22 protein-coding genes, 1 tRNA gene and 1 pseudogene are annotated in these 26,527 nt (G+C 35.3%); 12 read left to right on the forward strand and 12 right to left on the reverse strand.

The window, feature by feature from the left end; all coding sequences use genetic code 11:
* Window positions 1-61 precede the first annotated feature (61 nt).
* Together ACFX5U_RS02960 and ACFX5U_RS02965 are read left to right on the forward strand one after the other, a co-directional pair.
* Window positions 62-856, forward strand: coding sequence for an N-acetylmuramoyl-L-alanine amidase (locus ACFX5U_RS02960; RefSeq protein ID WP_400262454.1), 795 nt, complete (start codon window positions 62-64; stop codon window positions 854-856).
* 68 nt (window positions 857-924) lie between these two features.
* Entirely contained in the window at window positions 925-1,872 is a 948-nt protein-coding gene (locus tag ACFX5U_RS02965; RefSeq protein ID WP_038696125.1) for an MlaD family protein, read from the forward strand.
* Window positions 1,873-1,912: 40 nt separating this feature from the next.
* Here ACFX5U_RS02965 and ACFX5U_RS02970 read toward each other — a convergent pair whose 3' ends face one another.
* The 6 genes from ACFX5U_RS02970 to ACFX5U_RS02995 all read right to left on the reverse strand — a co-directional run bounded on the left by ACFX5U_RS02970 (window position 1,913) and on the right by ACFX5U_RS02995 (window position 7,290).
* Complete coding sequence (locus ACFX5U_RS02970; RefSeq protein ID WP_400262455.1) at window positions 1,913-3,997, reverse strand: S9 family peptidase; 2,085 nt, start codon at window positions 3,995-3,997, stop codon at window positions 1,913-1,915.
* 364 nt (window positions 3,998-4,361) lie between these two features.
* Complete coding sequence (locus ACFX5U_RS02975; protein WP_400262456.1) at window positions 4,362-4,901, reverse strand: inner membrane CreD family protein; 540 nt, start codon at window positions 4,899-4,901, stop codon at window positions 4,362-4,364.
* On the reverse strand, window positions 4,855-5,805 hold the full coding sequence (locus ACFX5U_RS02980) for an inner membrane CreD family protein (RefSeq protein ID WP_400262457.1): 951 nt from the start codon (window positions 5,803-5,805) through the stop codon (window positions 4,855-4,857). Before ACFX5U_RS02980 ends, ACFX5U_RS02975 begins: the two co-directional genes overlap by 47 nt.
* An 11-nt stretch (window positions 5,806-5,816) precedes the next feature.
* Window positions 5,817-6,320: a Coq4 family protein gene (locus tag ACFX5U_RS02985; RefSeq protein ID WP_400262458.1), complete on the reverse strand. Its 504-nt coding sequence runs from the start codon at window positions 6,318-6,320 to the stop codon at window positions 5,817-5,819.
* A 53-nt stretch (window positions 6,321-6,373) separates the two neighbouring features.
* A complete protein-coding gene (locus ACFX5U_RS02990; protein WP_280570537.1) occupies window positions 6,374-6,673 on the reverse strand; it encodes a transcriptional regulator in 300 nt (99 codons plus the stop codon).
* On the reverse strand, window positions 6,673-7,290 hold the full coding sequence (locus ACFX5U_RS02995; RefSeq protein WP_280570535.1) for a hypothetical protein: 618 nt from the start codon (window positions 7,288-7,290) through the stop codon (window positions 6,673-6,675). The genes ACFX5U_RS02990 and ACFX5U_RS02995 overlap by 1 nt, the downstream gene beginning before the upstream one ends.
* Before the next feature lie 158 nt (window positions 7,291-7,448).
* Here ACFX5U_RS02995 and ACFX5U_RS03000 point away from each other — a divergent pair.
* Window positions 7,449-7,530, forward strand: a tRNA-Leu gene (locus ACFX5U_RS03000).
* Window positions 7,531-7,607: 77 nt separating this feature from the next.
* Complete coding sequence (locus tag ACFX5U_RS03005) at window positions 7,608-8,933, forward strand: trigger factor (RefSeq protein ID WP_038696132.1); 1,326 nt, start codon at window positions 7,608-7,610, stop codon at window positions 8,931-8,933.
* A gap of 213 nt (window positions 8,934-9,146) precedes the next feature.
* Here the strand turns inward: ACFX5U_RS03005 and ACFX5U_RS03010 are convergent, their stop codons facing one another.
* Both ACFX5U_RS03010 and ACFX5U_RS03015 read right to left on the reverse strand, forming a co-directional pair.
* The gene (locus tag ACFX5U_RS03010; RefSeq protein WP_400262459.1) at window positions 9,147-11,660 is read right to left on the reverse strand and encodes a translocation/assembly module TamB domain-containing protein; all 2,514 of its coding nucleotides are present in this window, start codon (window positions 11,658-11,660) and stop codon (window positions 9,147-9,149) included.
* 169 nt (window positions 11,661-11,829) lie between these two features.
* Entirely contained in the window at window positions 11,830-13,536 is a 1,707-nt protein-coding gene (locus tag ACFX5U_RS03015; protein ID WP_400262460.1) for a hypothetical protein, read from the reverse strand.
* 19 nt (window positions 13,537-13,555) lie between these two features.
* Between ACFX5U_RS03015 and tsaD the strand changes: the two genes are divergently transcribed.
* On the forward strand, window positions 13,556-14,557 hold the full coding sequence (tsaD, locus tag ACFX5U_RS03020) for a tRNA (adenosine(37)-N6)-threonylcarbamoyltransferase complex transferase subunit TsaD (RefSeq protein ID WP_038702128.1): 1,002 nt from the start codon (window positions 13,556-13,558) through the stop codon (window positions 14,555-14,557).
* A gap of 71 nt (window positions 14,558-14,628) precedes the next feature.
* Here the strand turns inward: tsaD and ACFX5U_RS03025 are convergent, their stop codons facing one another.
* The gene (locus ACFX5U_RS03025) at window positions 14,629-15,396 is read right to left on the reverse strand and encodes a hypothetical protein (protein WP_400262461.1); all 768 of its coding nucleotides are present in this window, start codon (window positions 15,394-15,396) and stop codon (window positions 14,629-14,631) included.
* Window positions 15,397-15,591: 195 nt separating this feature from the next.
* On the opposite strand from ACFX5U_RS03025, the gene ACFX5U_RS03030 reads away from it, so the two are divergent.
* On the forward strand, window positions 15,592-16,485 hold the full coding sequence (locus ACFX5U_RS03030; protein ID WP_400262462.1) for an energy transducer TonB: 894 nt from the start codon (window positions 15,592-15,594) through the stop codon (window positions 16,483-16,485).
* 149 nt (window positions 16,486-16,634) lie between these two features.
* Window positions 16,635-17,144 (forward strand): hypothetical protein, encoded by a 510-nt coding sequence (locus ACFX5U_RS03035; protein ID WP_400262463.1) that lies wholly within the window; start codon window positions 16,635-16,637, stop codon window positions 17,142-17,144.
* Window positions 17,145-17,209: 65 nt separating this feature from the next.
* Here the strand turns inward: ACFX5U_RS03035 and ACFX5U_RS03040 are convergent, their stop codons facing one another.
* The 3 genes and pseudogenes from ACFX5U_RS03040 to aspS all read right to left on the reverse strand — a co-directional run bounded on the left by ACFX5U_RS03040 (window position 17,210) and on the right by aspS (window position 21,664).
* Entirely contained in the window at window positions 17,210-18,346 is a 1,137-nt protein-coding gene (locus tag ACFX5U_RS03040) for an acyltransferase (RefSeq protein WP_280570522.1), read from the reverse strand.
* An 80-nt stretch (window positions 18,347-18,426) separates the two neighbouring features.
* Window positions 18,427-19,815: a LutB/LldF family L-lactate oxidation iron-sulfur protein gene (locus tag ACFX5U_RS03045; protein ID WP_280570520.1), complete on the reverse strand. Its 1,389-nt coding sequence runs from the start codon at window positions 19,813-19,815 to the stop codon at window positions 18,427-18,429.
* 93 nt (window positions 19,816-19,908) lie between these two features.
* Window positions 19,909-21,664: pseudogene (gene aspS / locus ACFX5U_RS03050) on the reverse strand (aspartate--tRNA ligase).
* 916 nt (window positions 21,665-22,580) lie between these two features.
* Between aspS and mraZ the strand changes: the two are divergent.
* From mraZ to ACFX5U_RS03075, 5 genes are read left to right on the forward strand one after another with little or no spacing between them, the layout of a single operon-like run.
* Window positions 22,581-23,054, forward strand: coding sequence for a division/cell wall cluster transcriptional repressor MraZ (gene mraZ / locus ACFX5U_RS03055; protein WP_038702129.1), 474 nt, complete (start codon window positions 22,581-22,583; stop codon window positions 23,052-23,054).
* Window positions 23,047-23,961 (forward strand): 16S rRNA (cytosine(1402)-N(4))-methyltransferase RsmH, encoded by a 915-nt coding sequence (gene rsmH / locus ACFX5U_RS03060; RefSeq protein WP_400262464.1) that lies wholly within the window; start codon window positions 23,047-23,049, stop codon window positions 23,959-23,961. The genes mraZ and rsmH overlap by 8 nt, the downstream gene beginning before the upstream one ends.
* A 20-nt stretch (window positions 23,962-23,981) precedes the next feature.
* Window positions 23,982-24,362 carry an FtsL-like putative cell division protein gene (locus ACFX5U_RS03065; RefSeq protein ID WP_400262465.1) on the forward strand — a complete coding sequence of 127 codons (381 nt, stop codon included), beginning with the start codon at window positions 23,982-23,984 and terminating at the stop codon, window positions 24,360-24,362.
* Window positions 24,363-24,402: 40 nt separating this feature from the next.
* Window positions 24,403-25,341 carry a hypothetical protein gene (locus ACFX5U_RS03070; protein ID WP_400262466.1) on the forward strand — a complete coding sequence of 313 codons (939 nt, stop codon included), beginning with the start codon at window positions 24,403-24,405 and terminating at the stop codon, window positions 25,339-25,341.
* On the forward strand, window positions 25,316-26,527 hold the full coding sequence (locus ACFX5U_RS03075) for a penicillin-binding transpeptidase domain-containing protein (RefSeq protein ID WP_400262467.1): 1,212 nt from the start codon (window positions 25,316-25,318) through the stop codon (window positions 26,525-26,527). Before ACFX5U_RS03070 ends, ACFX5U_RS03075 begins: the two co-directional genes overlap by 26 nt.

Consider the following 26,527-nt stretch of genomic DNA (forward strand, 5'->3'; position numbering starts at 1 on the left):
TGTTGTACAATAATACTCATTACATTTTGTTATTAAATTACAGAATTTATAAAATATATACATGAAATCAGATTTGAATAGTAGTAAGCGGAAATTTATATTTTTTTTAGCCCCAGCGATTTTTTTATTAATGGTTTTAACCAGTGCTACTCCGCCGCAGGCTTATCAAATTCGAACGATTGTCATTGATGCGGGGCATGGAGGTAAAGATTCAGGAGCAAAGGGGTCTCGATCTTTGGAGAAAAATCTGGCATTGGAAGTGGCCTTGAAATTGGGAAAGGAAATAGAGCGCCAATTGCCAGGTGTGCGTGTATTGTATACGCGTAGAACAGATGAGTTTATTGATTTATATAAGCGTATTCGTATGGCTAATGCTGCTAAGGCGGATATATTTATTTCAATCCATTGTAATTCTGCCCCTGGCCGTTCTGCTAGAGGTACAGAAACTATCGTATCAGGTTCTCATCGATTAGGAGAACAAGCTGCGGCGATACGTGAGAATGCTTCCTTATTATTAGAAGAAAATTATAAGGAAAACTATCAAGGTTTTGATCCTAAAGATCCAGAAAGCTACATTATTTTTTCATTGATGAAAAATCAATATCGAGAGAAAAGTGTCAAATTGGCGAATTTGATGCAGCAAGAGTACGTGAAATCTGGCCGTGTAAGCAGGGGTATTTTAGAGCAAGGGTTGGCGGTTTTAGCAGAAGCAGGAATGCCCGCGGTGTTAACAGAAATTGGTTTTATGAACAATCGAGAAGAGGAAGCTTTTATGATATCTGATCAAGGGCAGCAGGAAATTGTTCAGAACTTGGTGGATGCGGTTAGTGCTTTCAAAAAAAGTGTAGAACGATAAACATATTTACTATTGTCTTGTTTAAAGGATAAATAGAATTCATTAAAAAATCTTAAGGAAATATTATTTTGAAAGTATCAAACGAGACCAAGGTCGGAATTTTAGCTGTAGTTGCTGTAGCATTATTATTTATAGGTTATAGTTTTTTAAAAGGTAACGATGTTTTTAGTAGCGACAATACTTATTATAGTACCTATGAATCAGTAGATGGTTTGACAGCTTCCAAACCTGTATTGGTTAATGGTTATCAGATTGGTCGTGTTTCTAAAATGACGCTGCAAGCTGATGGTAGTATCTTGACTCAATTTAAAATCAACGCCGAATATCAAGTGCCTAAAAATACAGTAGCACGGATATCCAGTACAGATTTGTTAGGAGGAAAAGCGATTGTTTTTGATATGGGAGACAGTCCAGAGTTTGCCAAAGATGGGGATATGTTGGCTTCGGGTATCCAGGCTAATATCATGGATAAGGTAGAACCTATTCAAAAAAGGGTGGAAACGATTACCGTGAAGTTAGATTCTGTGTTAACAGTGGTCAATTCAGTACTGGACGATCAGTTTCAAGCAGATTTTAAGAAAAGTATTCACAGTATTTCGACATCATTAAAAAATGTGGAGGTCATTACAAAAGATGTAGAAGGACTTGTTGGTTCGGAAAGAAAAAGATTATCTGTTATTTTGGGTAATTTGGAAGTTATTACCAATACATTTAGAAATAATAGCGATCAAATTACAACGATTATGTCAAACTTAGGTACTGTTACAGATAAAGCTGCTAAGTTGGATTTCCAACAGACGATGGATAAAGCAAATACTGCCATGACCGATTTCCAAATGATAGTAGATAAGATCAATAAGGGGCAAGGTTCAATAGGCTTATTGATCAATGATGATAAGCTTTATGATAATTTGAATAATGCATCACAAAGTCTTGATCATTTGATGAAGGATATAAAAGAAAAACCGGGTAAATATATCAAGTTATCCATTTTTGGTAAAAAGGGAGAACAATAGCAAATAAAAAGGCTTGATTCAAATCAAGCCTTTTTATTTTTTATAAGGTTTCCTTTAACCATCCGAAAAATTCTCTTTGCCATACTTGAGCGTTGTGACCAGAGAGTACCCAATGATTTTCGTCAGGTAGATAAACTAATCTACTTTTAATTTTCTTTAATTGCGCTGCTTGGAAAGCTCCAAGTCCTTGACCGATTGGTACACGATAGTCATGACCACCTTGAAAGATTAAAATTGGCGTATTCCATTTCTCAATATATTCCGATGGATTGAATGTTGTGTATGATTTTTCATTTGCTTTATCCCAATAAGGGCCACCTAATTCATGATTTGCAAAAAACATTTCCTCTGTTGTACCGTACCAGCTTCTCATATCAAATAGCCCATTGTGAGCAATTAATGATTTAAATCTGTTTTCATGGACTCCAGCGAGCATATAAACTGAGTAACCGCCGTAACTTGCTCCAATAGCGGCGCGGCGTGCTGTATCTACGTATTTTTCTGTGGAGATATCGTCTATAGCAGATAGATAATCACGGATGGGTTGTCCACCCCAATCTTTTGATATGGCTTCATTCCACTTAACACCCCAACCTGGCATACCACGACGGTTAGGTGCGATAACAATATAACCTTGAGAAGCGATTAACTGTAAGTTCCAACGGAATGAATAAAATTGGGTTAAAGCAGATTGTGGACCTCCTTCACAGTATAGAATAGTGGGGTACTTTTTTGTAGGGTCAAAATCAGGGGGATAAATTACCCAAGAAAATAAATCAGCACCATCTGAGGCTTTTGTAACTCTTGATTCAACTTTGTTATCACTAATTTTAGCATACATATTATCGTTAACAGTTGTTAGAGTGGTTAATTCTTTCGTAGCTAAGTCATATTTATAAATTTCAGTAGCACGTGTGAATTTCGTGGAAGTAACAATTAATTGATTATCTACTTGTCCGACAATACCTGTAATATCGAAGTTCCCTTCTGATATTTGTTTGATGGTAGCTAGGGATTTGTTTTTGAAGTTGGTTGGAATGGTTAATTCGAAAAGTTGAACTGTACCTTTGGATGGTGCTACAAAATAAATTTTACGGTTGTCCTTACTCCACATAAATGAGTTTACCGTACCATCCCAATGTGCCGTTAAATTTAATCTTTGGGATGAGGATTTATCAAATATGATGATGTCATTTTTATCTGCTTCATAACCATCCGTTTTCATGCTTAACCAGGTTAACTTGTTGCCGTCCGGACTATAAGTGGGGTTGGTGTCGTATCCGGACATTCCTTCTGTTAAGTTGATGGTTTCTTTCGATTTAAGATCATAGCGATAGATGTCGGTATTGGTACTAAGGGCATAATCCGTTCCAAATCTTTTTTTACTTACGTATAAGATGCCTTTACTATCTGGTGTCCATTCAAAATCTTCAGAACCTCCAAATGGCATTTGGGGGCTATAAAATGGCTCGTCTTTTAATAAATCTATTGCTTCTCCAAGTTTGCCATTATCATATGGAGCTACAAACGGGTGAATAAATTTTCCATCATTGAAGGTATCCCAATGACGATAATCCAGATTATCGAATACATATGCATCAGATTTTGGAAGATCTGGATACTTGTCGGTACTGTGATACTTTTTTAATAATACTGATTTACTGAATAAGATATGCTTTCCATCTGGCGATAGTTTTACATTTTCTAGTTCTGTAACATTATTGGTCAATTGTGTGGCTTCGCCTTTGTATCGGTTCCTTTTCCACAATTGGCCATTTAACAAATAAATGATATCACCATTTTCTGTAATCTGCACAACAGATTCTGCACCCTTTTCATTTGTTAATGGAGCTGAGGTGCCTGTTACCAAAGATAGCGTGTAGAGATTTTTCTCGGAACTATTGGTTTCCATGGCATAATTCGAGACACCATAAACAAGGGTCTTTCCATCTGCTGAAATCCCCTCTGCAGAAACACGACCTAACTTCCAAAGTGTCTGAGCATCTAATGGAGTTTTTGTAGGTGTTTCCATATTGAGAATAAGTTTAGCTTCTTTTTTTTCTTGTGCTATTATTGCCGAAGCACCCAACAAAAGAGAAAGTGTTATTAAAGATTTTTTTTTCATAAAAATACGAATATGAGCATGCAAGATACAAAAATCTACCTTATCTAACCCAATACGATTCTTTGGTCTGTCTGTTTTTTGTTACCCTTCAAATGCATTTGTATCAAAGTATATAAAGTGATGTGTCATATACCTACCTATAGATGAAATTATTATTCGTGCATTATCAGATGGGTATGAAAAGGATTTTCCGTGAATTCAAGTTAATTAATTGGATGAGAATGTAGGTCATGTTCAATTTCTGAAGAATATATGAAAGCTGATGGCATTTGGGGATAAAACTACCATTCCTATTATAATACTTTCTTTTTTAGTAGGATCAAGATGTATGTTAAATACATCTTGATCCCTTCTGTTGTTAATCTCATCGTTTATCGAATTGATACCAATTGATTTTTGTAGATAGTCGCATGAGTATAGCTAATATAATAAATATACCTATAGTGCCTACGATAAGCGAATAATCACGAAGTTGCATCAGGATAAATATGAAACTATAGAAAAGCCCTAAAACTCCAGAGAATATAAAGGCTGATTTTATATCTCGAGTAATGGACTTGATGAATGATGCAATTAAGATGATTGTTGCTATTGCGGCTAAGAGATAGGCCATATTGAAACCGAGGTGTTCACTAATTGATAGAAGTAGCGAATAAAATAGGACCATAGCAAAACCAATCAACATATATTGTATGAGGTGGATGCGTTGTTTTTTAATGATTTCTGTGAAAAATAGTGCTGCAAATGTCAAAATAATAATGAGTATCCCATATTTGGCTACCCGCATTGTTTTTTGATAATTATTGACTTCTTCTAAGAAATTGATTTGAATCATATCTTTTTCAGATGCAATATGATTATTCGTGGAAGGAGCAGGTTTCTGTCTGGTTATTATAGCCGTCATTCATGGGGGCGTTGATCGCATAATTGTTATTTATTTCATATAACTTCTCAACGGCGCCTGTCCACTGCTGAGAAAACTTCCTGTTGAAACTTGGGATATTCCAAGTTGCTTCAAAACTATTGTTTGTTATTTTTCGGTCGTCAGCTAAAACTGCTCCATTGAAGCTTGGATTTGCCCAAGTACCTTTTGCTTGAATGGTCGTTTGTTTTGCAAGGGGGAGAAAGTTGATGGATTGTGAACCTCTGATATTAAACTTAATCTGAAAATCACCTAAGGTGGTTTTTGTAGTAGAAAGATCAATTGCTGCAATCATATTGTTTTCAAAAGGATTCAATACTGACATATTGGGTTCAAATTCTATATCCTTTTGGTTGAAGACAAGAGTGGGAGATGCTCCAAGTCCTTTAAGATCACTTAGACCAATTATTATCTTAGCATTTTTCCATTCTAGATCAACTCCATTCAGATCTAATTTATTAAAATCAATTTCATCGAATGAACCTTTTAGGTTTAATTGAGCATTATATACAACACTTTTATAAATACCTCTTTTTAGCGATTCAGGGGAGATGGTACTGTTGATGTTTAATGTCTTTGGTAACAAGTACACGTACTGTGTTACATAAGTATTCTTGGTAGAAATGATATTTTTATCAGTAGTGACGATTTCTTTTACAACCTGATAGGGGATGGCGATAACAGGGCCTGAAATGACCTGTTGACCAGCCCATTTAAAGGCAATCTCATCACTAACTTCAGATTGGCGATTTTTTCTTTCTTCAATTAGATTTTTGACCCAGAATAGGGGAATAAGAAGTAGTAAGACAAGAATAACAATTGTGATCAGTTTAGTGAAGACAGAAGTTCCAATACGGTCTAAAAGGGATGTTTGATTCGTTTCCATGATTTTTGGATTTATAGTGTTGTTAAATTATGATGGTTGAGGTATTTTTTTAAGTCAAATGCTAATGAGCTTTTAATTTCATGCAGTGGAATCTTTAATAAATTTTCGAAATCTAAATCATAGAATTTTTGCATGGTATTACCTTTTGAAAAAGCCATTAAGTACATTTTGAAGTATTCAGGGTAGATGCAGGTTCCGATTCCAATCATAGCAAATTGGTATAAACTTATTTTCCCATTGCCCAATAATAAATATTGCATAGCAACTTCATCTTGTATTTCAGTACCAGAATCCGTGATGACATGAAAAACATCGTGATTTTCTAATTTTGGAATAACATCAAAGCCTTTTTCATGATAAAATAAACCGAGGTGATATCCCAACGATTCTTTTGGGAAGCTCAAAAAATCTTCTTTGCGAATATTCCAAGCTAGTTTATGTTGCTTGAATAATTGTGTGTAAATCTTTTGACTTGAGTTGTATAAGGCAATCATTATGGTTAGTCGTATATTCATTTTATTTGTTTTAAAAGTACTTTGAATTTCAAAGTAAATGGGTAAAAAAAATATTAGTACTGTTGTTTGATCAATTTTTCAAGCGCTTTTAAATGATCTTCGAAAGCTCTTTCACCAGCAATAGTCCTTCTATACCGTGTGTTTGGTTTCCTGTCAACGAATGTTTTGAACACTTCGATGTAGCTTTCCTTTTCTAAAGTCTTTAAATTAGAAGCGAGGTTACCATCAGTAACATCCAAAATAGCTTTCAAAGAATTAAAATCATATTCGTCATTAGCCATCAATACGCTCATAATTTGGAGGCGGACTTTATTTTCAAATATTTTATTGTATTGTGTTAAGTCGAAATTCACTATTCGTATTTTTTATGAACGATTATTCCATATATGATGTGCAGTACACCAAATCCCAAAGCCCAAAAGATAATCCCGTTACCAGGGAAAAGCAAAGCTAATAGTCCTAGCACGATTTCTAAAATTCCAAGGCCTTTTATTTCATTAAATGTATAATGACTACCTGCTGTAAGTGCTAAACCATAAAAAATCAATAGGATAGAGGCAACTATAGCATAGTTTTCTTTGAAGATGGATATGATTGCAAAAAGACCTCCGGTACATAGGGGGACGGCCATCGCAAACAATAGGGAGCGACTTGTCGTATTCCAGATACTTTGGCGGGTGGTTTTGGCTTTTTTTATGGCCATATATACTCCTGTAAAAATAGAAGCTAATAAAACGAGCGTTGCTGTTGTTAAAAGTTTCGTTATAACCAATGGCTCATTGACATAATGGTCCCGATAGCCCATCTGGCTATTAAAACCATACACTTCATAATAAGCATATGCTGATCCGAGTAGTGCATATGTACCTATGAGTACACTGGAAATTCCGCTAATGGAGATAAATTTGCTGGATTTTTCCATCAAATTTCGAATACTTGCTATTTCTTTTACTAAATCTTCTTGTTTCATAAAAGTACTTTGTTTTTCAAAGTAAATGAATAAGAATGAATTATGCAAATTTATTTTTTGACCGGAAAAATAAATCAAAAAATAATGAAAATTTATTGAGAAAAGACTTGCATTGTATGCATATGGTTTCTATCTTTGTGCCAACAAGAAATCCTAATGCGGAAGTGGCGTAATTGGTAGCCGCACCAGACTTAGGATCTGGCGTCGCAAGACGTGGGGGTTCGAGTCCCTTCTTCCGCACTTGAATGTCCTCCCGAATTTAAAATCCTCGGGAGGATTTTTTTTATCAAAATAATGCGTAAAGGTTTAGAAAGAGTATGAACATTTCACACGAAAAAGTTGACGCGATCAACGCAGTAATTAAAGTTGAATTAGCGCCAGAAGATTATAACCCACAAGTAGACAAAGAAATCAAGGATCAAGCCAAAAAAGCGAAATTACCTGGATTCCGTCCTGGATTAGTGCCTGCTGCACATATTAGACGTACTTATGGTAAATCAATTTTGCTTGACACAGTCAACAAAGTGGTTAATGATAGCATTACAGCGTATATTGGAGAAAATAAACTAGAAGTATTGGGTCAACCTCTTCCTCTAGAAGAGACAGCTGAATACAATTGGGATTATAAAGATACTTTCCAGTTCAAATATGAAATTGGTTTAGCTCCAGAATTTGCTAATCCTTTTACTAAAGATGCAGAATTTAAAGAGTACGATATTAAAGCGGATGACGAAACTTTGGAGTCTCGTATCAAAAATTTACGTCGTAGCTATGGTAAAATGACCAACCCTGAAGTTTCTGAAGAAGGTGATGTGTTATATGCTACTTTGAAACAAGATAAAGAAGAAGGTATTGAGAAAACAACTTCTGTGCGTACTGATATTATCGAAGATGCAAAGATTAAAAAATCTTTGATAGGTCTTAAACAAGATGATTCAGTTAAAATTGATATCAAAAAAGCATTCAAAGCAGAAGACATTGCTCGCTTATTAGGTATTACTCCTGAAGAAGTTGAAGCTCTAGATGTTACTAAATTCGATCTTACAGTAAAAAACATCAATCGTCTTGAAGAGTCTGATTTAAATCAGGAATTTTTCAATAAATTGTTTGCTGAAGGAGAAGTAACAGAAGAGTCTCAGTTCAGAGAAAAAGTAAAAGAAGAAGTTGAAAACTTGTTCAAACAAAATTCTGACCAACGTTTACGTAATGATATGTATACTTTCGGTATGGAAAAAGTTGCTGTTTCTTTCCCTGAAGAATTCTTGAAAAGATGGTTAAAAGCTACAAACCCAAGTATTTCTGAAGAGGAATTGACCGAAGGTTTTGCTGATTTCTTGAATAACTTGAAATGGACTATTATCGAAAACCGTGTCGTAACTGAGAATAATCTTGAAGTTAAGTATGATGAGGTAATCAACTTGGCAAAAGAGCGTATCTACGCACAAATTAAAATGTATAATATCAATGAAGAGCCTACTGATGAGCAATTATCACAATATGCTATTCAATTATTGCAAGATAAAGAGCAGGGTAACCGTTTGTTCGAAGAAGCAAAAGCACTTAAAGTGTTTGAATTCTTAAAAGGTCAAATTAAAATTAACAAGGAAGAGATTGAATACACAGCATTCGAAAAATTAGCATAAGCTAATTCCTTCTAACTTTATAGAAAGCCTTTCCTTAATTGGAAGGGCTTTTTTTATTTGTGATCTGTCCTGTTGTTCTCTTTGTTTTTTGTATACAGAAGGGTAGATATGCTATAAGCAGCTACTTGTAGGTTTTGAATTAGCTGTTCAAGAAGCTTTTAGAATTACAGTGTTCTTTAATTATGTAGATATGCTTTCAGTGTATTTATAAGCTTATTGTTGGACAGCTTTTTTCTTTTTTCCGAAAGGAAACATACGTTTTATAAATTCAGAAAATGAATTAAATTCTTGACGGTAGACTAATCCTACTGCGCTTACATATTCCTCACCATTAGGGTTAATAAGAAAATTTCGTGTATTGAGGCGGTTTGAACCTCTTAATAACAAGCGACCGTCCTTTCTAAGGTAGAATAGGGCTTCTGCATCGGTGGAAACACGATCTGAGAATACATTTAAATCTGTCAATTGATTACTTCTGTTATCGGTGATTCCTCCAGTAAGAATTAAGCGATCGTTGAAAAGTCTAAGGGATGCTGAGGCATCGTTTAAAGACTTGATATTGATGTCGAAAAAGTTAATGTTTAATGATTCAGCAATGATATTATTCAATTGATTGAAGGCTATTTCGGTACCGGCAGATAATAATGTATTATTCACCTCTTTTCCAAAATCAGTCTGTGAACCTGGTGTAAAACTGCGTCTGACGATTAAACTCAGCGCTTGTTGGTTGATATTATTTACATCGGAAAGATATCCTTGTAATTCATCCTTAACATACGGATCCTGAGGGAAGTTTAAATCAAAATTGATTTCAGGTTGGCTTAATAACCCTTTTAAATTCATATCTGCCTGCGCTAATATACGTTGTGGATTGTCTGTTTGTCCAGCGGCATTATACAAAGCAGATAAAGAAGTCCTCTGTTGGTAAATTGCCGTTAAGTTAATATTCGCTTCAGATGGGTTGCCCGCCCAGCGAATGGTACCTCCTTCTTTAAGATCAAATATTTTGTTGATATAATCTTGGGCTTTAAAATTGAATTTTCCAGAACTAATGATATAATCTCCAAACATTCCAAAATCACCTAAAGAAGCGATCTTCATGGTAATGTTACCTGTCCCACGACCCGATACACCCCCTAGAGATGTGTAGAGGTTCATTTCGGCATTAGGAGTGAGGGAAAGATCCATATTCATAGTAATACCATTGAAACTTTTCCTTTTCATTTGATCAGTGCTATTCAGACTATCTTTCGAAACAAAATAAATGAAATCATTATCACTAATGGTCATTGAACTATTGAATGGAATATTTATAATGGTATTATCGTTCGATTTAGCTTTGATATCAATATTGATAGCTGAAGTTACTCCTTTGAAATTGAAATCACCACTGGCATATGCTGTTCCATAATAGAGGTTGTTATCTTTAATTGTGGTATTAAGTGTTAAAAAATTATTTGCTTTAATTTTGATATCAATATTAGGGTCAGATAGTTTATTCAAATCGATCATGCCATTGATGATGGCCTCATTATCTTTTGGATCAAGGAGTTTAAAGTTATTTAGGAAAATCCCATTGGAAAGTATAATCACCTTATCTGATAGGTGATAAGGTGTTTTTAAATAGTTGATGATAAATGCTGCGTCTGTAAAATTAGCATTTCCGCTAATTTTGGGGTTTTGTATATCTCCTTTGATATTTAGTTCAGCATCCGCTTTTCCATGGAGATTTGATACCAAAGATTTAAGAAATGGTTGAAAAAGAATCAGGTCCGTATTTTGTAGTGCAGCCTTAAGATCTAATTTATCATTTTTGTCATTGATGTTGTATGTGCCAGATAGTGCAATACGTTTACTTCCATCTTCAATTTTGCTATCTAGATGAACGAGATCTGCATTCTGATCATAATTTGCTGTTAATTTTAACTGACCAATGGGGATTTGATTATAAATTATTGGGCTCGTAGATAAATTTGCAATAAAATAGGGTGATTTGAAAATGGAATTAATCTCTAAGTTTCCATTCATTTCACCGAGCATATTGATGCCAAGTGGTTTTGTAATACCATTTAATGAACTGAGGTTAAAATCTTTGAATAAAATATTTACGCGATCGCTTTCTTCATTCGATAACACCCCATTAAGCTGTACTTTTTGTTCATCGTGTTTTAATACTAAATCTTGAATATACCATTTTCCTTTTGAAACTTTTAATTCTGAGCCCTGGTTTAATGTCCATTTATTCTTATTTATTATAATGGTTGACGGGTCGAAGTTAATAAATGCAGGTTTCTGATGGGCAAATTGAATTACTCCGTTGAGATCTAAATTATTGCTAGCATCTAGTTCTGATAATTTGATGTTAAACCTTAGACTATCGTTAGCAAGAATATTAGCAATGTTTATATTCTTAATATAGGTGCTATCAGTGAGATTAATACGGTCCGCTGAGGCAGAGACTGACATAGATTCCGTATTCGAAATTTGATCAACAATTAGGTTTGCCACCTTAATGCCACTATAATTAAAGATGGGGCTATACAAGTTGAATTGTGCATGATGATCATCACTTGAAAATTTCGCATGAAGTGTTGCACCACTATCTAAGCTAATTTCTTTTTTAAAAAAAGTGGCTATGGGTTCAAATGACTTGATGTCAAGGTTAAGTTCAAAATTTTGCGTATTGTATGTTTTTGTTTCAAAACCGATTGCTGGGGCATAGCGCATAGCAAGCATCTTGAAGTAAGATACTATGGTATTTAAATCGATTCGACCATTTAGAGAAGCGTCGACGACATCAGAAGAAAGGGTTAGTACTCTGTTATTTTCATCTCCGATAGCTTCGAATGAAAATGTGTTGATATCAAAATTTCCTTTTTGTGTGCTGAAGTTAATATTATTTGCCTGTAGTTTCTCCGACTAGGTTATTGATATTGCTTCCCATTAAGTTAGTCTCGATTGTTGTGCTATGCACAATGATACCGTTTTGTTGTGAGAAATGAAGTGCGTATAAATCAGTATCATTAATATCCGCGGTAAGGTTATATCGAATAGCTGGATTTGACCAGTCTACCTCAGTTTGAAAATCAATTTTAGCATTTGGATCTTCAATTGCTCCTGAGCCTATAAATTTTTTATCAACAATTTTACCTGTCAATGGAATGTGCTGATAGGTATAATTCTTGAAGTCTACATTTTCTAAATGACCATCAATCGCTAACAACAAATTGTCGGAGCTGGTGCCACTACCTTTTAGATTAAGATCAAAACCACTTGTTTTTAAAACCTGATTGTCCAATAGTGTGCCTATGCTAAAAGCTTTTGACTGATATAGCCCATCATATTGAAAATCATTCTGAAAGTTTAAGGATGACTCGGTATAAATTGAACCTAAATCAGTTTTTACTTCTCCATGAATTTTGAAGTTATTATATAAGCCGTTCAAACTTCCGTTGTATATGATTGTATTTGCACTTTTTAGAAGTTCAGGAAGTTTAAAATCTTTTCGATTACTAAGCTTAGGGAGAATGTTTTGTAAGTCTTTATACGTAGACTCAAGTTTGAGGTTAGATAACTTGAATTCTGTTTGCTCGATATCTGGAAGACCTGTTATTTTAACATTTCCAATTAATTTCGTTGATTTTTCGGTCTCAATGTGAATATTTTTTGCATCTATGTGATTTACTTTACCTTTTGCAGTTGCTTTTTTTATTTTTAAATCAAATTTTACGCGATGCATTGCGGAAGAAAAAAAGGCAATATCTGATGAATTTAGAACTGAATTTTTAATATTTAAATCAACATCAACACGATTGTTAAAATCTGAGAAATCCTCAAAACCATTGAACTCTAGCTTAACATAATCTTTTATAATAGAACTATTCGTAATCAGTAATAATTTTTTTAATTCGATTTTGCGATTGCTTACAAAAGCATTGGTAGCTAGACCTTTTATTTCTAGCCCTTTTTTTTCGATTAAATTAAGTTGTTTTATATCAAGTTGGATTGTATTATTATCAAATTTTATTCCTTGAAAATCTGCATTGAGATGTTTAATATCTAGGTCTCCGAAATCAACTACTTTAGCATAATGCTTCTTCGTATGATCAATATAGCGAAATTGATTGTTTACTAATTTCAACTGTTTTAAGTCAAAAATCAGATTTTTACTCACCTGTTTTTTATCCTTTTTAGGAGGGTTTAGATAATCTAATAAGAACTTAATGTTTGAACTATCTTTGTATACTTGATAATAAGCTGATGTATTTTCTAAGGTCAATTTATTGATAACAATTTTATTGTTTCCCCAATACTGATTTAGATTGATAGACGCATTTAATCTTTCAGCGATTAAAATCGTATCACCTTTGGTATCATATAATTCAAATCCTTCTAAAATCAAAGAATGGAAAGGCTTGAAATAAATATTTTTTAGCGCAATTTTTGTGTTTAACTCTTTAGAGAGATAGGATACCGCTTTTTTGGCAATAAAGTTCTGAACGGGTTTCAATTGTAACGATAGCACCAATCCAGCTAGCAAAAGGAGTATGCTAACCAATGTAATGAGTGCTATTTTAATTATTTTTTTGATACTTTTGTACAATATTAATTACCCCAAAGCTATGGCTGTTATTTTAGGTATTGAATCATCTTGCGATGAAACATCTGCTTCAATTTGTATCGATGGAGAAATATTTTCCAATGTTATTGCTACTCAGGCGATTCATGCAAAATATGGAGGTGTAGTTCCAGAATTAGCATCACGTGCGCACCAACAAAATATTATACCAACGGTTGAAGAAGCCATTCGTGTTGCAAAAATACATAAAAATCAAATAGATGCAGTAGCTTTTACGCGCGGCCCAGGATTATTAGGTGCTTTATTGGTTGGAACTTCATTTGCAAAGTCTTTTGCTTTAGCTCGTAATATCCCATTGATTGATGTAAATCATATGCAAGCTCATATATTAGCACATTTTATTGAAGGACCTAAGCCTACTTTCCCTTTTTTATGTCTTACGGTATCTGGTGGACACACACAAATCGTATTGGTAAAGGATTATTTTGAAATGGAAATTTTGGGACAAACTTTAGATGATGCGGCTGGAGAGGCATTTGATAAAACAGCAAAGATTTTAAATTTGCCATATCCTGGCGGACCATTGATCGATAAGCATGCTCAAAATGGAAACCCGGATGCTTACAAACTCCCAGAACCCCAAATACAGGGTTTAGATTTTAGCTTTTCGGGGCTGAAGACTGCAATTCTTTATATGGTGCAAAAGGAAGAAAAGTCAGATTCTGATTTTTTAAAAAATCATATTGATGATGTGTGTGCATCTGTTCAATCTCGTATTGTATCGATATTGCTTAATAAGTTGAAAAAGGCTGCAAAGGAAACCGGTGTCAAAGATATTGCTATTGCTGGAGGAGTCTCTGCAAACTCAGGTTTGCGTAAAGAATTGGTTGCAATGGGGGAGCGTTATCATTGGAATGTATTTATCCCTAAGTTTGAGTATTGTACAGATAATGCGGCAATGATTGCTATTGCCGGATATCAGAAATATGTAATCAAAGATTTCGTCGGACAGGATGTAGGGCCATTGGCACGTATGCATATGTAGTCCGTTGATCTTGACCGTAAAAAAAGACTAGTTAAACAGCAATACCCCCAAACAGCTAGTCTTTTTTTATTTTATTGAGGAGCACTATAACCGTATGCTTCAGCGATACTTTTAAAAACTCCGGCAGTTGATTCATAAAAGTTCAAATTGTAGCCCTCAGCTCCCCAAAATACGGTTGCTATTTTGATGGATTTACCGGATTGAAAAATAGATAATACTTGTAGATTTTCGAAGTCGAATATTCCACCGTCATCTACACGCCAGGTGCTCATTTCATCGTATTTTGCAGGAAAATCTAATGTGATGATTTGATTATTGTGTAGATACGATAGTACAGCGAGTGCGGAATCATTTTTAACTTCAAAAAGCGTTAAGTTTATTTCATCTTGATTATTCAGTTCTGCTATCGTTAGGCTTTTTGTTATATGTCGATTATATTTATTTGATAATGTAGTTTTTGTCTGATGACTGGTCTCTTTTTCGGTCTTTTTGAAAGGTAAAAATTTGTTGTCATCAATGAATTTTTGATTCACTAATAGTGCAAAATCCCCCTCATTTATTTTTTCTTTTATAATGAAAAAATCGCCACCATTGTTTGAGAAATTGAAACTCGTTTGACGTCCATTAGAGGCTTCACTTTCAGGTTTTGTTGCTGAATAAATAATTGGAGTCATTTTATTATTGATGATGGCATATGTTGCGAGTTTGGGATTTATTTTCTCATTCTCTACTGGCAAGCTGACTAAAGAATCTTTTTTCTCATTTAAAAAAGAAAAGATTATTAGGTCTTTGGTACTATCTTTTTTTTCTTGACTGCTTTCTTTTATTTTTTCTTGCATGCAACTTGTTAATATTGTGCTCAGTATGCTAAATGATAGCCATATTTTTAAGGTTGTTCTCATCCTTGTTCTTGTATGTTTTTCTATTCTGTATTTTAAAAATACGGTAAATATCGTGAAAGTAAAATTTTCTTTTTTATGGAATTTTATTAACTGTGCATCCTAGTTTAAAATGTAAACTTAATTTTTAAAGCTATGCTAAATTCGAAATTGAATATTTATAAAAGAGAATGGTTAGAGGTTGTCTTTGCAGGGCGTAATCAATCTTACGGCGCTTTTGAATTACGAAATTTATCGAATAGGGCTACGAATTGGTCTATTGTGATTGTCTTGAGTTTGGTTGCTTTAGGTGTGGTGGGCAACAGTATTTATAATCGATATTTCAAACCTGATGTGCCAGTTGTTCAGCAAAGAGAAATTGTTGTTGATCTTAGCACTTTGTATGAAATGGAAGAAAAAGTGAAGGAAAAGCAAGTAGAAGAACCTGTTCCTGTTCAAGAAAAAACCTCTTTGCAGATTGCTGTAGATTTACCAAAAGAGGAATTGATACGTTTCGTAGAACCGAAAGTGACGCATAGAGATCGAGTTACAGAAGATATTGCAACGCAAGATGAATTGACTAAAACGAACAGGATGTCGGCACGTTTGAGTTTGAAAGCAAGCGCCACGGGCACTTCTATACCTAGGGGTGAGTTTGGCTCTGTAAAACGCGATGGCGGTATTACAGGTGTCAAAGAAGGGGCAGTATATGGAAATTCGGATGTTGTTAATGATTTTAAAACTGTAGAAGTAATGCCAACTCCACATGGAGGGATGCAAGCTTTTATGAAATGGGTGGGTGAGTATTACCAATATCCTGAAGCAGCTTTACAGCATGGTGTGAATGGGGTGGTTGAAGTTTCTTTTGTGGTAGAAAAGGATGGGACACTGACGGATATTTTGGTTAAAAGAGATATCTCCTATGATACAGGAAAAGCTGCTATCGAATTATTGCTTAAAGCGAAGAAATGGAGGCCCGGTATTCAAAATGGAAGACCCGTTCGAGTAGCCTATACATTGCCTATTCGTTTGAATACAGTTTCACAATAGACATGTCGCTTTTCGGGTTTAACTTTATTTAACAGTGAGCGATTTAAACTTTAGACAGTTTTCAACATCTTACTAACACATGTCTGCAAAAGTATGTGTTCATAATTGCGCAGACAAAAATATGTGAATTGTATTAAAAGAGAAATATCATGAAAAAGTTAATGTTAAGCTTGTTGCTATCTGGAGTTATATTTGCTGGTGTTGCACAAGAAAAAAGTAATGCGAAGGAAAATGTAAGCCGTGATGGCCGTCATGCTACGAAAAAAGAATTTAAGTTAGAAAAAAAGACAGCAGAAGAGATTGCGCAAATCCGTACTGATCGGATGGATAAAAAATTAAAATTTACAGATAAGCAGCGTAAGGAAATTTATTCATTGCAGTTGGATCAGGCTAAAAAAGATAAAAAGAACTTTGCCGATCGTCGAGTCGCGATGGAACAAATGAAAAAAGATCGCATGACGCAACGTGAAAAGTTGATTCAAAGTTTGAATCCTGAGCAACAAAAAGTGTATAAAGAGTCATTTGCGGAAAATCGTAAACAGCATCGTATGCGTAAATCAGGTGATCGTCCCGTGCGTCGTGATCGTATAGAAAGAAATCATAAAGAGGGGAAAGGTAATATAGAAGTTAGTAAAGAAACTTTGGTAAAGAATAGTTAATGTGTTTTAAGGTTTTGTGTTAATTTTTTTTCAGAAAGGTCCGCTCGTAAGAACGGACCTTTTTGTTATTTAATAAACCTTCTAGTTATTGGATTCATATCAAATATTTTAGTAACCAAATAACTTAATACAAAACTAATGATCGAAATCAATACTATTTTTACACCTGCTGGCAGGTAAGGTACTTTGAAAAATAGATCTGATATTCCTTGTACAATTATAAAGTGAGACAGGAATATACCGAAGGTGGTGAGTGACCAATCCTTGAGCGCTTTTGATTCTTTAATTTTTAGTTTTTGAAAAATAATAAAGACCGAAAAAGTCATCATGGCAACATTAATAGAACAGAAATACCATACAATTTCCAAATTAGCATAATTAGCAGGATAGAACTTTTGAGTAATTAAAAAACCAGAAAAAGTGATGGCAAATCCGACTAGAAATACCGGTATTGAAATCGCTAATGTTTTGTTCCAAGACCAAGTTAAAGGGAATTTGACTAAATAATAGGCAAGGACAATGTAACCAATGAAACCTGAGAAATAATAAAATGTCCCAAATTCATTCCATGTACATACACCCCAGATTCCTGTATCGCCATAATTACCTGTATAACCGAGTAAAGGTGCAGCCATTTTAATGTAGGGTAAGATCAAGGTTATGATCCAAAAACTCAAAAAGATTTGAATATCTTTTTTTGAGGCACGATCTAACCAAGAACCAAAAATGGGAATGATTAAGTAGATACCTATGAGCATATAAATATACCATAGCGGAGTCGTGTCATAATTAAAATTGAAAATAGAAGTGATTATCTTAGTTAGCGTACCCTCTACAGTATATTTTTCAATTGATATTAGCCCATTTGGACTCGATTTGATAAAATAGGCATAAAGGGCGAATGCTATGGGAAGGGCTATGGACCAAAATAATAATGGAATAATGATGCGTCCAATACGTTTTTTATAAAATGTGGCCAGATCTGTCTTGACAGGGAACAATAAGATGCCAGACATCATCGCAAAAAGTGGTACACAAGGCCTAACGAGACTTCCTATAAACACCGCAGTATGAAACGAAATACTATTGTCAAATGACGCTACAAAAGCATCACAACTGTGACATAATACGACTAAAAAGCAAGCGAAAATTCTTAAAAAATCAATCCAGGGAATGTAAGTTCTTTTTGTTTGTGAATCCATAAATAAGTGAGGTTTTTATTGATGGCGCTAAGCTAACAAGAAAAATAGCAATTGATTTCAAACCAATTGCTACATTTTTGTTAATCTTTATTCTTTTGTTGCTCTTTCCATTGTTTAGAGAAAGATTTGTCGGCTAGTTTTGGCAGCTGTCTGTTTTTGCCCCATATTTTTTTAAAGAATGTACTTATAAAAAAGTTTTTCAACTTACCTCCGAATAAATCAATTAGCTTTCTTCTCTGTATGAAGTACGTAAAGCCTTTCCATGCTTTTTTCTCTATTGACGGGGCTAAATCTTCCGCTACAGCATCTCTTCTATTTAACAATAGCATTCGTTGAATGTCAATACCAACAGGACATACCTCTGTACATTTACCACAAAGGGAAGAGGCGTAGCTTAAGTGTTTAAATTCTTTCATTCCACTAAGATGTGGCGATATGAGAGAACCAATAGGACCTTGATAAGTAGTTTCATAGGTGTGCCCACCAATATTTTGATAGATAGGGCATACATTTAAGCATGCTCCGCAACGAATGCAGTATAAACCTTGTCGTTGTTCCTTTTGGGCTAAAAGATTGGTGCGGCCATTGTCTAATAGGACTACGTACATTTCTTCAGGACCATCAGACTCGTAAGCTTGTCTGGGACCACTTAGCAAGGTGTTATAAACCGTTAAATTTTGTCCTGTTCCATGAGTGGAAAGCAACGGCCAAAATAAATCAAGGTCGTTTATCGATGGTAATATTTTCTCAATACCAACAATAGCAATATGAATTTTAGGAAAAGCTGTTGTTAAACGTGCATTACCTTCGTTTTCCGTAATGGCAATACTACCAGTATCTGCTATTAGAAAATTGGCTCCCGATATGCCTATATCAGCTGTTTTATATTTTTCGCGCAACAGTTCGCGCGCTTTCATTGTTAATTCTTCTGCAGTAGCTTCAAGTGGTGTTCCAAATTTATCGTGAAATAACTGGGCGATATCGGCTAGACTCAAATGCATCGCTGGAGTGACGATGTGATAAGGTTTTTGACCTAGTAATTGAATGATAAATTCACCAAGGTCACTTTCCAAAGCCTCAATTCCTTTTTCCTCTAAAAAATGATTCAGTTCAATTTCTTCTGAAGCCATGGATTTGGATTTGATAATGCTTTTGGCATTATTTCGTTCCATGATTTTCCAGATTTCATGACGGGCCTCTTCAGCGTCATTGGCCCATATCACTTTTCCACCTCTTTTTATGAATTTGCTTTCAAACTCTAATAGATATTTATCTAAATGTTCAATAGCTCTCCATTTTGTTAGATTTGCTTCTAAACGAGAGTTCTCCAGATTCACAAATTTACTCTTCCCTTTTTCGAAAGCAATATTATACTTGTCGATATTATAATTGATAATATCGCGATGCTTACTGTCGAAAGATTTGGTTGCACTTTCTTTCAAAAATTTATCTGCAGAGCTTACTGACATCTAATTCTTTTAATTTTATAAAAAAAGTTGGTAATAAATTACCAACTTTTAAAGATAACGCTTATAAATTATTTCTCGCATGATGCGATCAATTTATTTAATTTTTAAGTTCAAATTTAAGCTCAACTCATCCAATTGATTTTGATGTATTGTAGAAGGAGCATCAATCATCACATCTCTACCTGAATTGTTTTTAGGGAAAGCGATGACATCACGAATAGAATCTATTCCTGCTAATAAAGCTACCAAACGATCAAATCCAAATGCCAGTCCACCATGTGGAGGAGCGCCATAGGTAAATGCTTCCATTAAGAAGCCGAATTGTTTTTGTGCTTCTTCTGGTGTAAAGCCCAAATGCTTAAACATGAGTGATTGTAATTCACGGTCGTGAATACGTATCGAGCCACCGCCGACTTCAGTTTCCGTTCAGGACGAAATCATATGCATTGGCCCTCACTTCACCTGGATTAGTATCCAATAAAGCTATATCTTCAGGTTTTGGTGAAGTAAACGGGTGGTGCATCGCATGATAACGCTCCGATTCTTCGTCCCATTCTAACAATGGGAAATCCAATACCCAAAGTGGAGCAAATTTATTCTTATCGCGAAGACCTAATTGATTGGCAACTTCTAAGCGAAGTTCATTTAATTGCTTACGAACTTTGTCCTTCGGACCTGCCATGATTAAGAATAGATCTCCAGGTTTTGCTTGTAGTAATTTTGCGAATTCTAATAATTGCTCAGGGGAATAGAATTTGTCTACGGAAGACTTAACTGTACCGTCTTCGTTATAACGTGCATATACCAGACCCGTTGCACCAACTTGAGGACGCTTCACATAATCAGTTAATGCATCCAATTGTTTACGCGTGTAGTGCGCACAACCCTCAGCGTTGATGCCAACGACTAATTCAGCAGCGTCAAAAACTGGGAATCCTTTATCTTTTGCAACCTCATTCAATTCTACGAATTGCATGCCGAAACGAATATCAGGTTTATCAGAACCATATAAGCGCATCGCATCGGCATACGTCATACGCGGTACTTCTCCTAGGTCAATATTTTTAATTTTTTTGAATATATGCTTTGCCAAACCTTCGAAGAGATTTAATACATCTTCTTGTTCGACAAATGACATCTCGCAATCGATCTGTGTAAATTCTGGTTGGCGGTCAGCACGCAAATCTTCATCACGGAAACATTTTACAATTTGAAAATAACGGTCAAAACCAGATACCATCAATAATTGCTTGAAAGTTTGTGGAGATTGCGGTAATGCATAAAACTCTCCTGGATTCATACGTGAAGGGACAACAAAATCGCGTGCACCTTCTGGTGTAGATTTGATTAAAACAGGAGTTTCAACTTCAATAAAATTTTGCTCATCAAGAAATCGACGAACTTCCTGCGCAGTTTTATGACGTAATATTAAATTTTCTCTTACAGGTGTACGACGTAAATCTAAATATCTGAATTTCATTCTAATATCTTCTCCTCCATCTGTTTCATCTTCGATAGTAAATGGGGGTGTTTTAGACGAATTTAATATTTCCAGAGAAGATACCTTGATTTCAATTTCTCCAGTTGGAATCTTTAAGTTTTTGCTAGAACGTTCAATAACAGTTCCAGTTACCTTAATTACGTATTCACGGCCTAGTTCACGAGCGCTAGCACGTAAAGAATCATCGTCATCAGAATTAAATGTTAATTGTGTAATGCCATAGCGATCTCTTACATCTATGAAAGTCATCCCGCCTAAATCGCGTGATTTTTGAACCCAACCGCTTAGTGAAACCGTTTTACCTAAGTCAGCTATTGTTAATTCTCCGCACGTGTTTGTTCTATGCATACTCTAATTATAATTTTATACAAAATTATCTGTTTTTCGGGAGAATAACGAATGGCAATTTTGTTTTATTGAAAGAAAGATCAATCGTTTTTTTTTAGTTCGTTTCATTTGAGCTATAAATAAAATTTCGAAACGTAAATTTTTGTATTGTTTATATGGTATTTAATTACTCGTTTTTAATTTTAAACTATTCATTTCAATTAAGTTAATACGCATTGTTGAGAATGGAATAGCGATTCGTTTCATTTGTTTTTAGCTTAACCTTTCCATTTTTTTGTTAAGGTAAAATACACCTGATATTTTGTTTTAAAACAGGTTCACTAAGGTCTGATTTACATGGGAAGTTCGAGTGTAGTTGGGACTCGTTATAGCTTCAATTTTTGTCTTTTTTGAAACATCAACTTTGTGGTGAGCATGAAGTATTTCTCTACGTGTAAATCTGACTTTTAATCATTTTAAAGAAAGATTGCTTTGCCAATCTTTCTTCTTATTTCTGTTTCCCCTTTTAGATGTTTTTTTGCTATAAATGGCGCGTTTTTAACGTCATTGTTTTGTAAGTATAAGTTGATTATTAACATTTTGTGATTTACTAAGAAATAGGGTAGAAAATCTAATTTTTATTTCATAAAATCATGATTTTTTTAAAATAATTTGATATTTCACCTATACTTTCAACAATTTATAGCGAAAAAATGTAATTTCTTGATAGTTTTTTTTTGTGGTGAACCGTTTTTGAAAACGGTTCAAAAACTACATTTGGGAGCTATTTTTCAGCTTTTTGTTGTCTCTGTAATGCGGTTGTTTTTGCTTAAATGTAGCGCTTTCACTATGTGGAAAACTTTTTTGTGGGTAAAAGTGGGTAAAAGTGGGTGAAAGTGTATACTTTTACATTGAATTTGAAACCAATGCGTACAAAATGAGTTTTTTAATTGGCGAATATGAATGCAAGATGGACACCAAAGGAAGAATGGTGTTGCCTGCAGCGCTCAAAAGGCAGTTGCCTGATGTTGAGCGCGAGGGGCTTGTAATCAATCGTGGATTTGAAAAGCATTTGGTGATCTATACGCGCGAGGAATGGAATGCGATAACTGCTCGTTTGGCTCAGTTGAATCAATATGTTGAGAAAAATCGAATGTTTATTCGGAGTTTCACAAGAGGGGCAACCGAGTTGAGTTTAGATGCGGCAGGTCGGGTTTTATTACCAAAAAGCTTATTGGAATATTCAGGTATAACCGGAGAAGTTGTTTTGGCTTGTCAGGTTAATAAGATTGAAGTTTGGTCTAAAGACGGGTACGAGGATTTTATGAATGGTGATTTGGGAGAGGATTTCTCGGCTTTAGCTGAACAGGTTATGGGAGGTTTTGATTTAGGAGGATTAGCAAATGGATAATGTTTATCATGTGCCAGTTATGTTGAGGGAATGCATGGATGCATTGGCGATAAAGCCAAACGGCATTTATGTGGATGTGACATTTGGGGGAGGAGGGCACTCCAGAGAAATTTTAAAACACTTAGGACCAGAAGGTCGATTGTTTGCTTTTGATCAGGATCCAGACGCTTTGAATAATGTAATTGATGATTCGAGATTTACTTTGATTCATCAAAATTTTCGTTTCCTAAAAAATAACCTTCGTTTAAATGGCGTAAAACAGGTAGATGGTATTTTAGCGGATTTAGGAGTGTCTTCTCATCAGTTTGATGCTGCCGATCGTGGTTTCTCCATCCGTTTTGATGCTGATTTGGACATGCGGATGGATCAGATTTCTGATGTGGATGCTCGAACTGTATTGGCGACATATGCGGAAGAAGATCTTCATCGGATATTTGGGATGTATGGGGAGATTATCAATGCGAAGACATTAGCAAAAACTATTGTCACTGCGCGGTTAACATCACCCATTAATACTGTCTCAGAGTTAAAAGATGCTATAAAAAAGTTAGTTCCCAGAGGGAAAGAACATAAATATCATGCGCAGGTTTTTCAGGCTTTGCGTATTGAGGTTAACAGAGAGCTTGAGGCTCTGCAGGAGTTTCTGTTGCAAACTGTAGATGTCTTAAAGCCTGAAGGGCGCTTAGTGGTAATGTCCTATCATTCATTGGAAGATCGTTTGGTGAAGAACTTTATGGCTAAGGGTAAATTCAGAGGAGATGTGGAAAAGGATTTTTTTGGAAATGAAATTAAACCATTTCTAGTTATTAGTCGTAAGGCAATTACGGCAAATGAGAATGAGTTGGTGGAAAATAATAGATCGCGTAGTGCGAAACTACGCATTGCTGAAAAGTTGGATATAGCTTAATGCTTTAATTGATTGTCAGGATGGGTAAGAATACGATAAGACAGCAAGAATTAAGCGAAGAGGTTCAAGAGGAGTTGCAAGAAGCAGTTGAGGAGAAAGCTGAGGAAACGCAAAAGTTTTTGAGGACGTTGCTTACTGCGGGAAATCTATCAATTTACTCGATTGTAAATTACTTGCCTTTTGCTGGTTTTGTTACCTTGTTGATGTTGCTTTATATTACGAATAGGCATTACGCTGAGCGTACGATACGTAAAATAGATAAATTGAGTAGGGAAGTCAAAGAGTTGGGCTGGGATCATAAATCGCTCTCTGCTGAACTCATGAAAATGTCCACCCAGACAGAAATAGCAAAGCGTGTGGATTCTTTAGGTTTGAAAGAGCGAGTGGAAACCACCAATTAAGATTGAAATTGTAAAAGAAAAAAAGAAATAGGAGACGTTTATGAATATCAGAACTACCATTCTATTTCGTGTTTATATTGCTTTCGGTTTAATCGTCCTTGTGGCGATTGCTGTGTTTACGAAGCTTTTTCATTTACAATACGTTGATGGTGATAAGTGGCGTGCTCTATCGGATAGTTTGTCTATTCAGGAGCGTGAAGTAGAGGCTGCAAGAGGAAATATCTATTCCAATGACGGAAGTCTTTTGGCTACGTCTGTTCCGGAGTATGATTTGCGTTTCGATGCAATGGCGATTCCAGAAGAGGAAAATGATTATTTTAATCTGAAGGTTGACTCTTTAGCAATTAAGTTGTCTGGTTTTTTTAAAGATAAATCTTCCAGGCAGTATTTGACATTATTGAAGCAGGCGAGAAATAAAAAACAGCGTTATGTTTTGATTAAACGTGCTGTTTCGCATCAAGATTTGAAGGTTCTTAAAAGCTTTCCGCTTTTTAAAGCTGTACGGGTGGGTAAAGAACGATATCCTGGAGGCTTGATTACTGAGCGTCAAAATAAGCGTATTCTACCATTTGTGAATTTAGCTGCACGTACAATAGGTTATAAGAATGTTAAAGAAAACATTCATGTAGGCTTAGAGGGTGCGTACGGCGAATATATTGATGGAAAAAGCGGTAAACGATTGATGCAAAGAATAGCTGGAGGAGTTTGGATTCCGGTAAATCGAGATATTGAGGTGGCTCCTGTTGATGGTGCTGATATTATTTCGACTATTGATATCAATATGCAGGATATGGCGCAGAGAGCCTTAGAAAAGCAGATGATCGCAAGTAATGCAGATGAGGGTTGTGTGGTGATGATGGAAGTCAAGACTGGGGAAGTTCGTGCTGTAGCTAATTTCACGAAAGACAAAGATGGAGTCTATCGTGAAAAGATGAATATCGCAATTGCGCAAAGTGCAGAGCCAGGTTTCTACGTTTAAATTAGCTTCTTATCTAGCGGCTATCGATGATGGTTTGATTGACTCAAGCACGCATGTGAATGTTGGAAATGGCAATTGGCCAATCTATCGTCATACGATTAAAGATTCACATGCACCTAAAAAATCGGTGATGAGTGCACAGGAGGCTTTCGAGCAGTCATCAAATGTTGGTATTACGAAGCTGATTTATGAGAGTTATAAAGATAATCCAGGTAAATTTTCAGCTAAACTGCATTCTTTTGGTTTAGATCAAAAATTAGGATTACAAATAACAGGAGAGGGAGCTCCATTAATAAAAACTCCAAAGAGTAAAAGTTGGAGTGGTTTGTCACTTGTACAAATGGCCTATGGCTATGAATTGAAGGTGACACCATTGCAGATGCTGGCATTGTATAATGCTGTTGCAAATAACGGTAGAATGATTTCACCCTTATTTGTTAAGGAAATCAGACATCTGGGGAATACGATTGAAACATTTGAAGCTCGCGTTATCAATGAAAAAATTGCTTCAGATAAAGCAATAGGACAAGTTAGAGGAATGTTGGAGGGTACAATGAAGCAGGGGACTGGAAAAACGTTACGGAATCCTTTGTATACCTCAGGTGGTAAAACCGGAACGGCACAGATGGCGGATGGCGCGATGGGATATCGCAACCGTAAATACCAATCTTCTTTCGCGGGATATTTTCCTGCTGAAGATCCGAAGTACTCGATTATCGTAGTGATTCGAAATCCAAGAAATGGATATTATGGTGCATCTACTGCAGGACCTGTGTTTAAAGAGTTGGCTGATATGGTATATGCAAATGATTTGGATATGCATAGTGCCTTTAATAGAAAAAAACTGAATACTTCGGCATTAAACACGAAGGCATTGACACTTAAAGGGTCGCGTGAAGCAACTCAAAAGGTATATGAGCAGTTAGGTTTGAAGATTGTAAATTGGAATTCAATTGCACAGAATGACACAACAAGTTCGACTCTTGGGGTTCCATTTGTGGAATATCAAATAAAAGAAGGTGTAGTGCCGAACGTTATGGGGATGGGATTGATCGATGCATTGTTTGCTTTAGAAAATTCTGGATTTAAAACAAGCGTGATCGGAAAAGGAAAAGTGATGAAGCAGTCTTTGATTGCTAGTCAAAAGTTACCAATTGGTACAGCAGTAACAATAGAATTGAAGTAG

Origin of the sequence: Sphingobacterium sp. SG20118 (assembly GCF_044740685.1) — a bacterium.
In the GTDB taxonomy this organism is placed as follows: domain Bacteria; phylum Bacteroidota; class Bacteroidia; order Sphingobacteriales; family Sphingobacteriaceae; genus Sphingobacterium.

What these genes read in the sequence shown, in the direction of transcription:
- ACFX5U_RS02970 (WP_400262455.1), bottom strand. Translation starts at nt 3,997, where the DNA reads ATGAAAAAAAAATCTTTAATAACACTTTCTCTTTTGTTGGGTGCTTCG.
- rsmH (WP_400262464.1), top strand. Translation starts at nt 23,047, where the DNA reads ATGGATAATGTTTATCATGTGCCAGTTATGTTGAGGGAATGCATGGAT.
- ACFX5U_RS03070 (WP_400262466.1), top strand. Translation starts at nt 24,403, where the DNA reads ATGAATATCAGAACTACCATTCTATTTCGTGTTTATATTGCTTTCGGT.
- ACFX5U_RS03010 (WP_400262459.1), bottom strand. Translation starts at nt 11,660, where the DNA reads ATGCGCTATGCCCCAGCAATCGGTTTTGAAACAAAAACATACAATACG.
- tsaD (WP_038702128.1), top strand. Translation starts at nt 13,556, where the DNA reads ATGGCTGTTATTTTAGGTATTGAATCATCTTGCGATGAAACATCTGCT.
- ACFX5U_RS02980 (WP_400262457.1), bottom strand. Translation starts at nt 5,805, where the DNA reads ATGGAAACGAATCAAACATCCCTTTTAGACCGTATTGGAACTTCTGTC.
- ACFX5U_RS02995 (WP_280570535.1), bottom strand. Translation starts at nt 7,290, where the DNA reads ATGAAACAAGAAGATTTAGTAAAAGAAATAGCAAGTATTCGAAATTTG.
- ACFX5U_RS02975 (WP_400262456.1), bottom strand. Translation starts at nt 4,901, where the DNA reads ATGACGGCTATAATAACCAGACAGAAACCTGCTCCTTCCACGAATAAT.
- ACFX5U_RS03035 (WP_400262463.1), top strand. Translation starts at nt 16,635, where the DNA reads ATGAAAAAGTTAATGTTAAGCTTGTTGCTATCTGGAGTTATATTTGCT.
- ACFX5U_RS03025 (WP_400262461.1), bottom strand. Translation starts at nt 15,396, where the DNA reads ATGCAAGAAAAAATAAAAGAAAGCAGTCAAGAAAAAAAAGATAGTACC.
- ACFX5U_RS03005 (WP_038696132.1), top strand. Translation starts at nt 7,608, where the DNA reads ATGAACATTTCACACGAAAAAGTTGACGCGATCAACGCAGTAATTAAA.
- ACFX5U_RS03065 (WP_400262465.1), top strand. Translation starts at nt 23,982, where the DNA reads ATGGGTAAGAATACGATAAGACAGCAAGAATTAAGCGAAGAGGTTCAA.
- ACFX5U_RS02960 (WP_400262454.1), top strand. Translation starts at nt 62, where the DNA reads ATGAAATCAGATTTGAATAGTAGTAAGCGGAAATTTATATTTTTTTTA.
- ACFX5U_RS02985 (WP_400262458.1), bottom strand. Translation starts at nt 6,320, where the DNA reads ATGAATATACGACTAACCATAATGATTGCCTTATACAACTCAAGTCAA.
- ACFX5U_RS03030 (WP_400262462.1), top strand. Translation starts at nt 15,592, where the DNA reads ATGCTAAATTCGAAATTGAATATTTATAAAAGAGAATGGTTAGAGGTT.
- mraZ (WP_038702129.1), top strand. Translation starts at nt 22,581, where the DNA reads ATGAGTTTTTTAATTGGCGAATATGAATGCAAGATGGACACCAAAGGA.
- ACFX5U_RS03040 (WP_280570522.1), bottom strand. Translation starts at nt 18,346, where the DNA reads ATGGATTCACAAACAAAAAGAACTTACATTCCCTGGATTGATTTTTTA.
- ACFX5U_RS03045 (WP_280570520.1), bottom strand. Translation starts at nt 19,815, where the DNA reads ATGTCAGTAAGCTCTGCAGATAAATTTTTGAAAGAAAGTGCAACCAAA.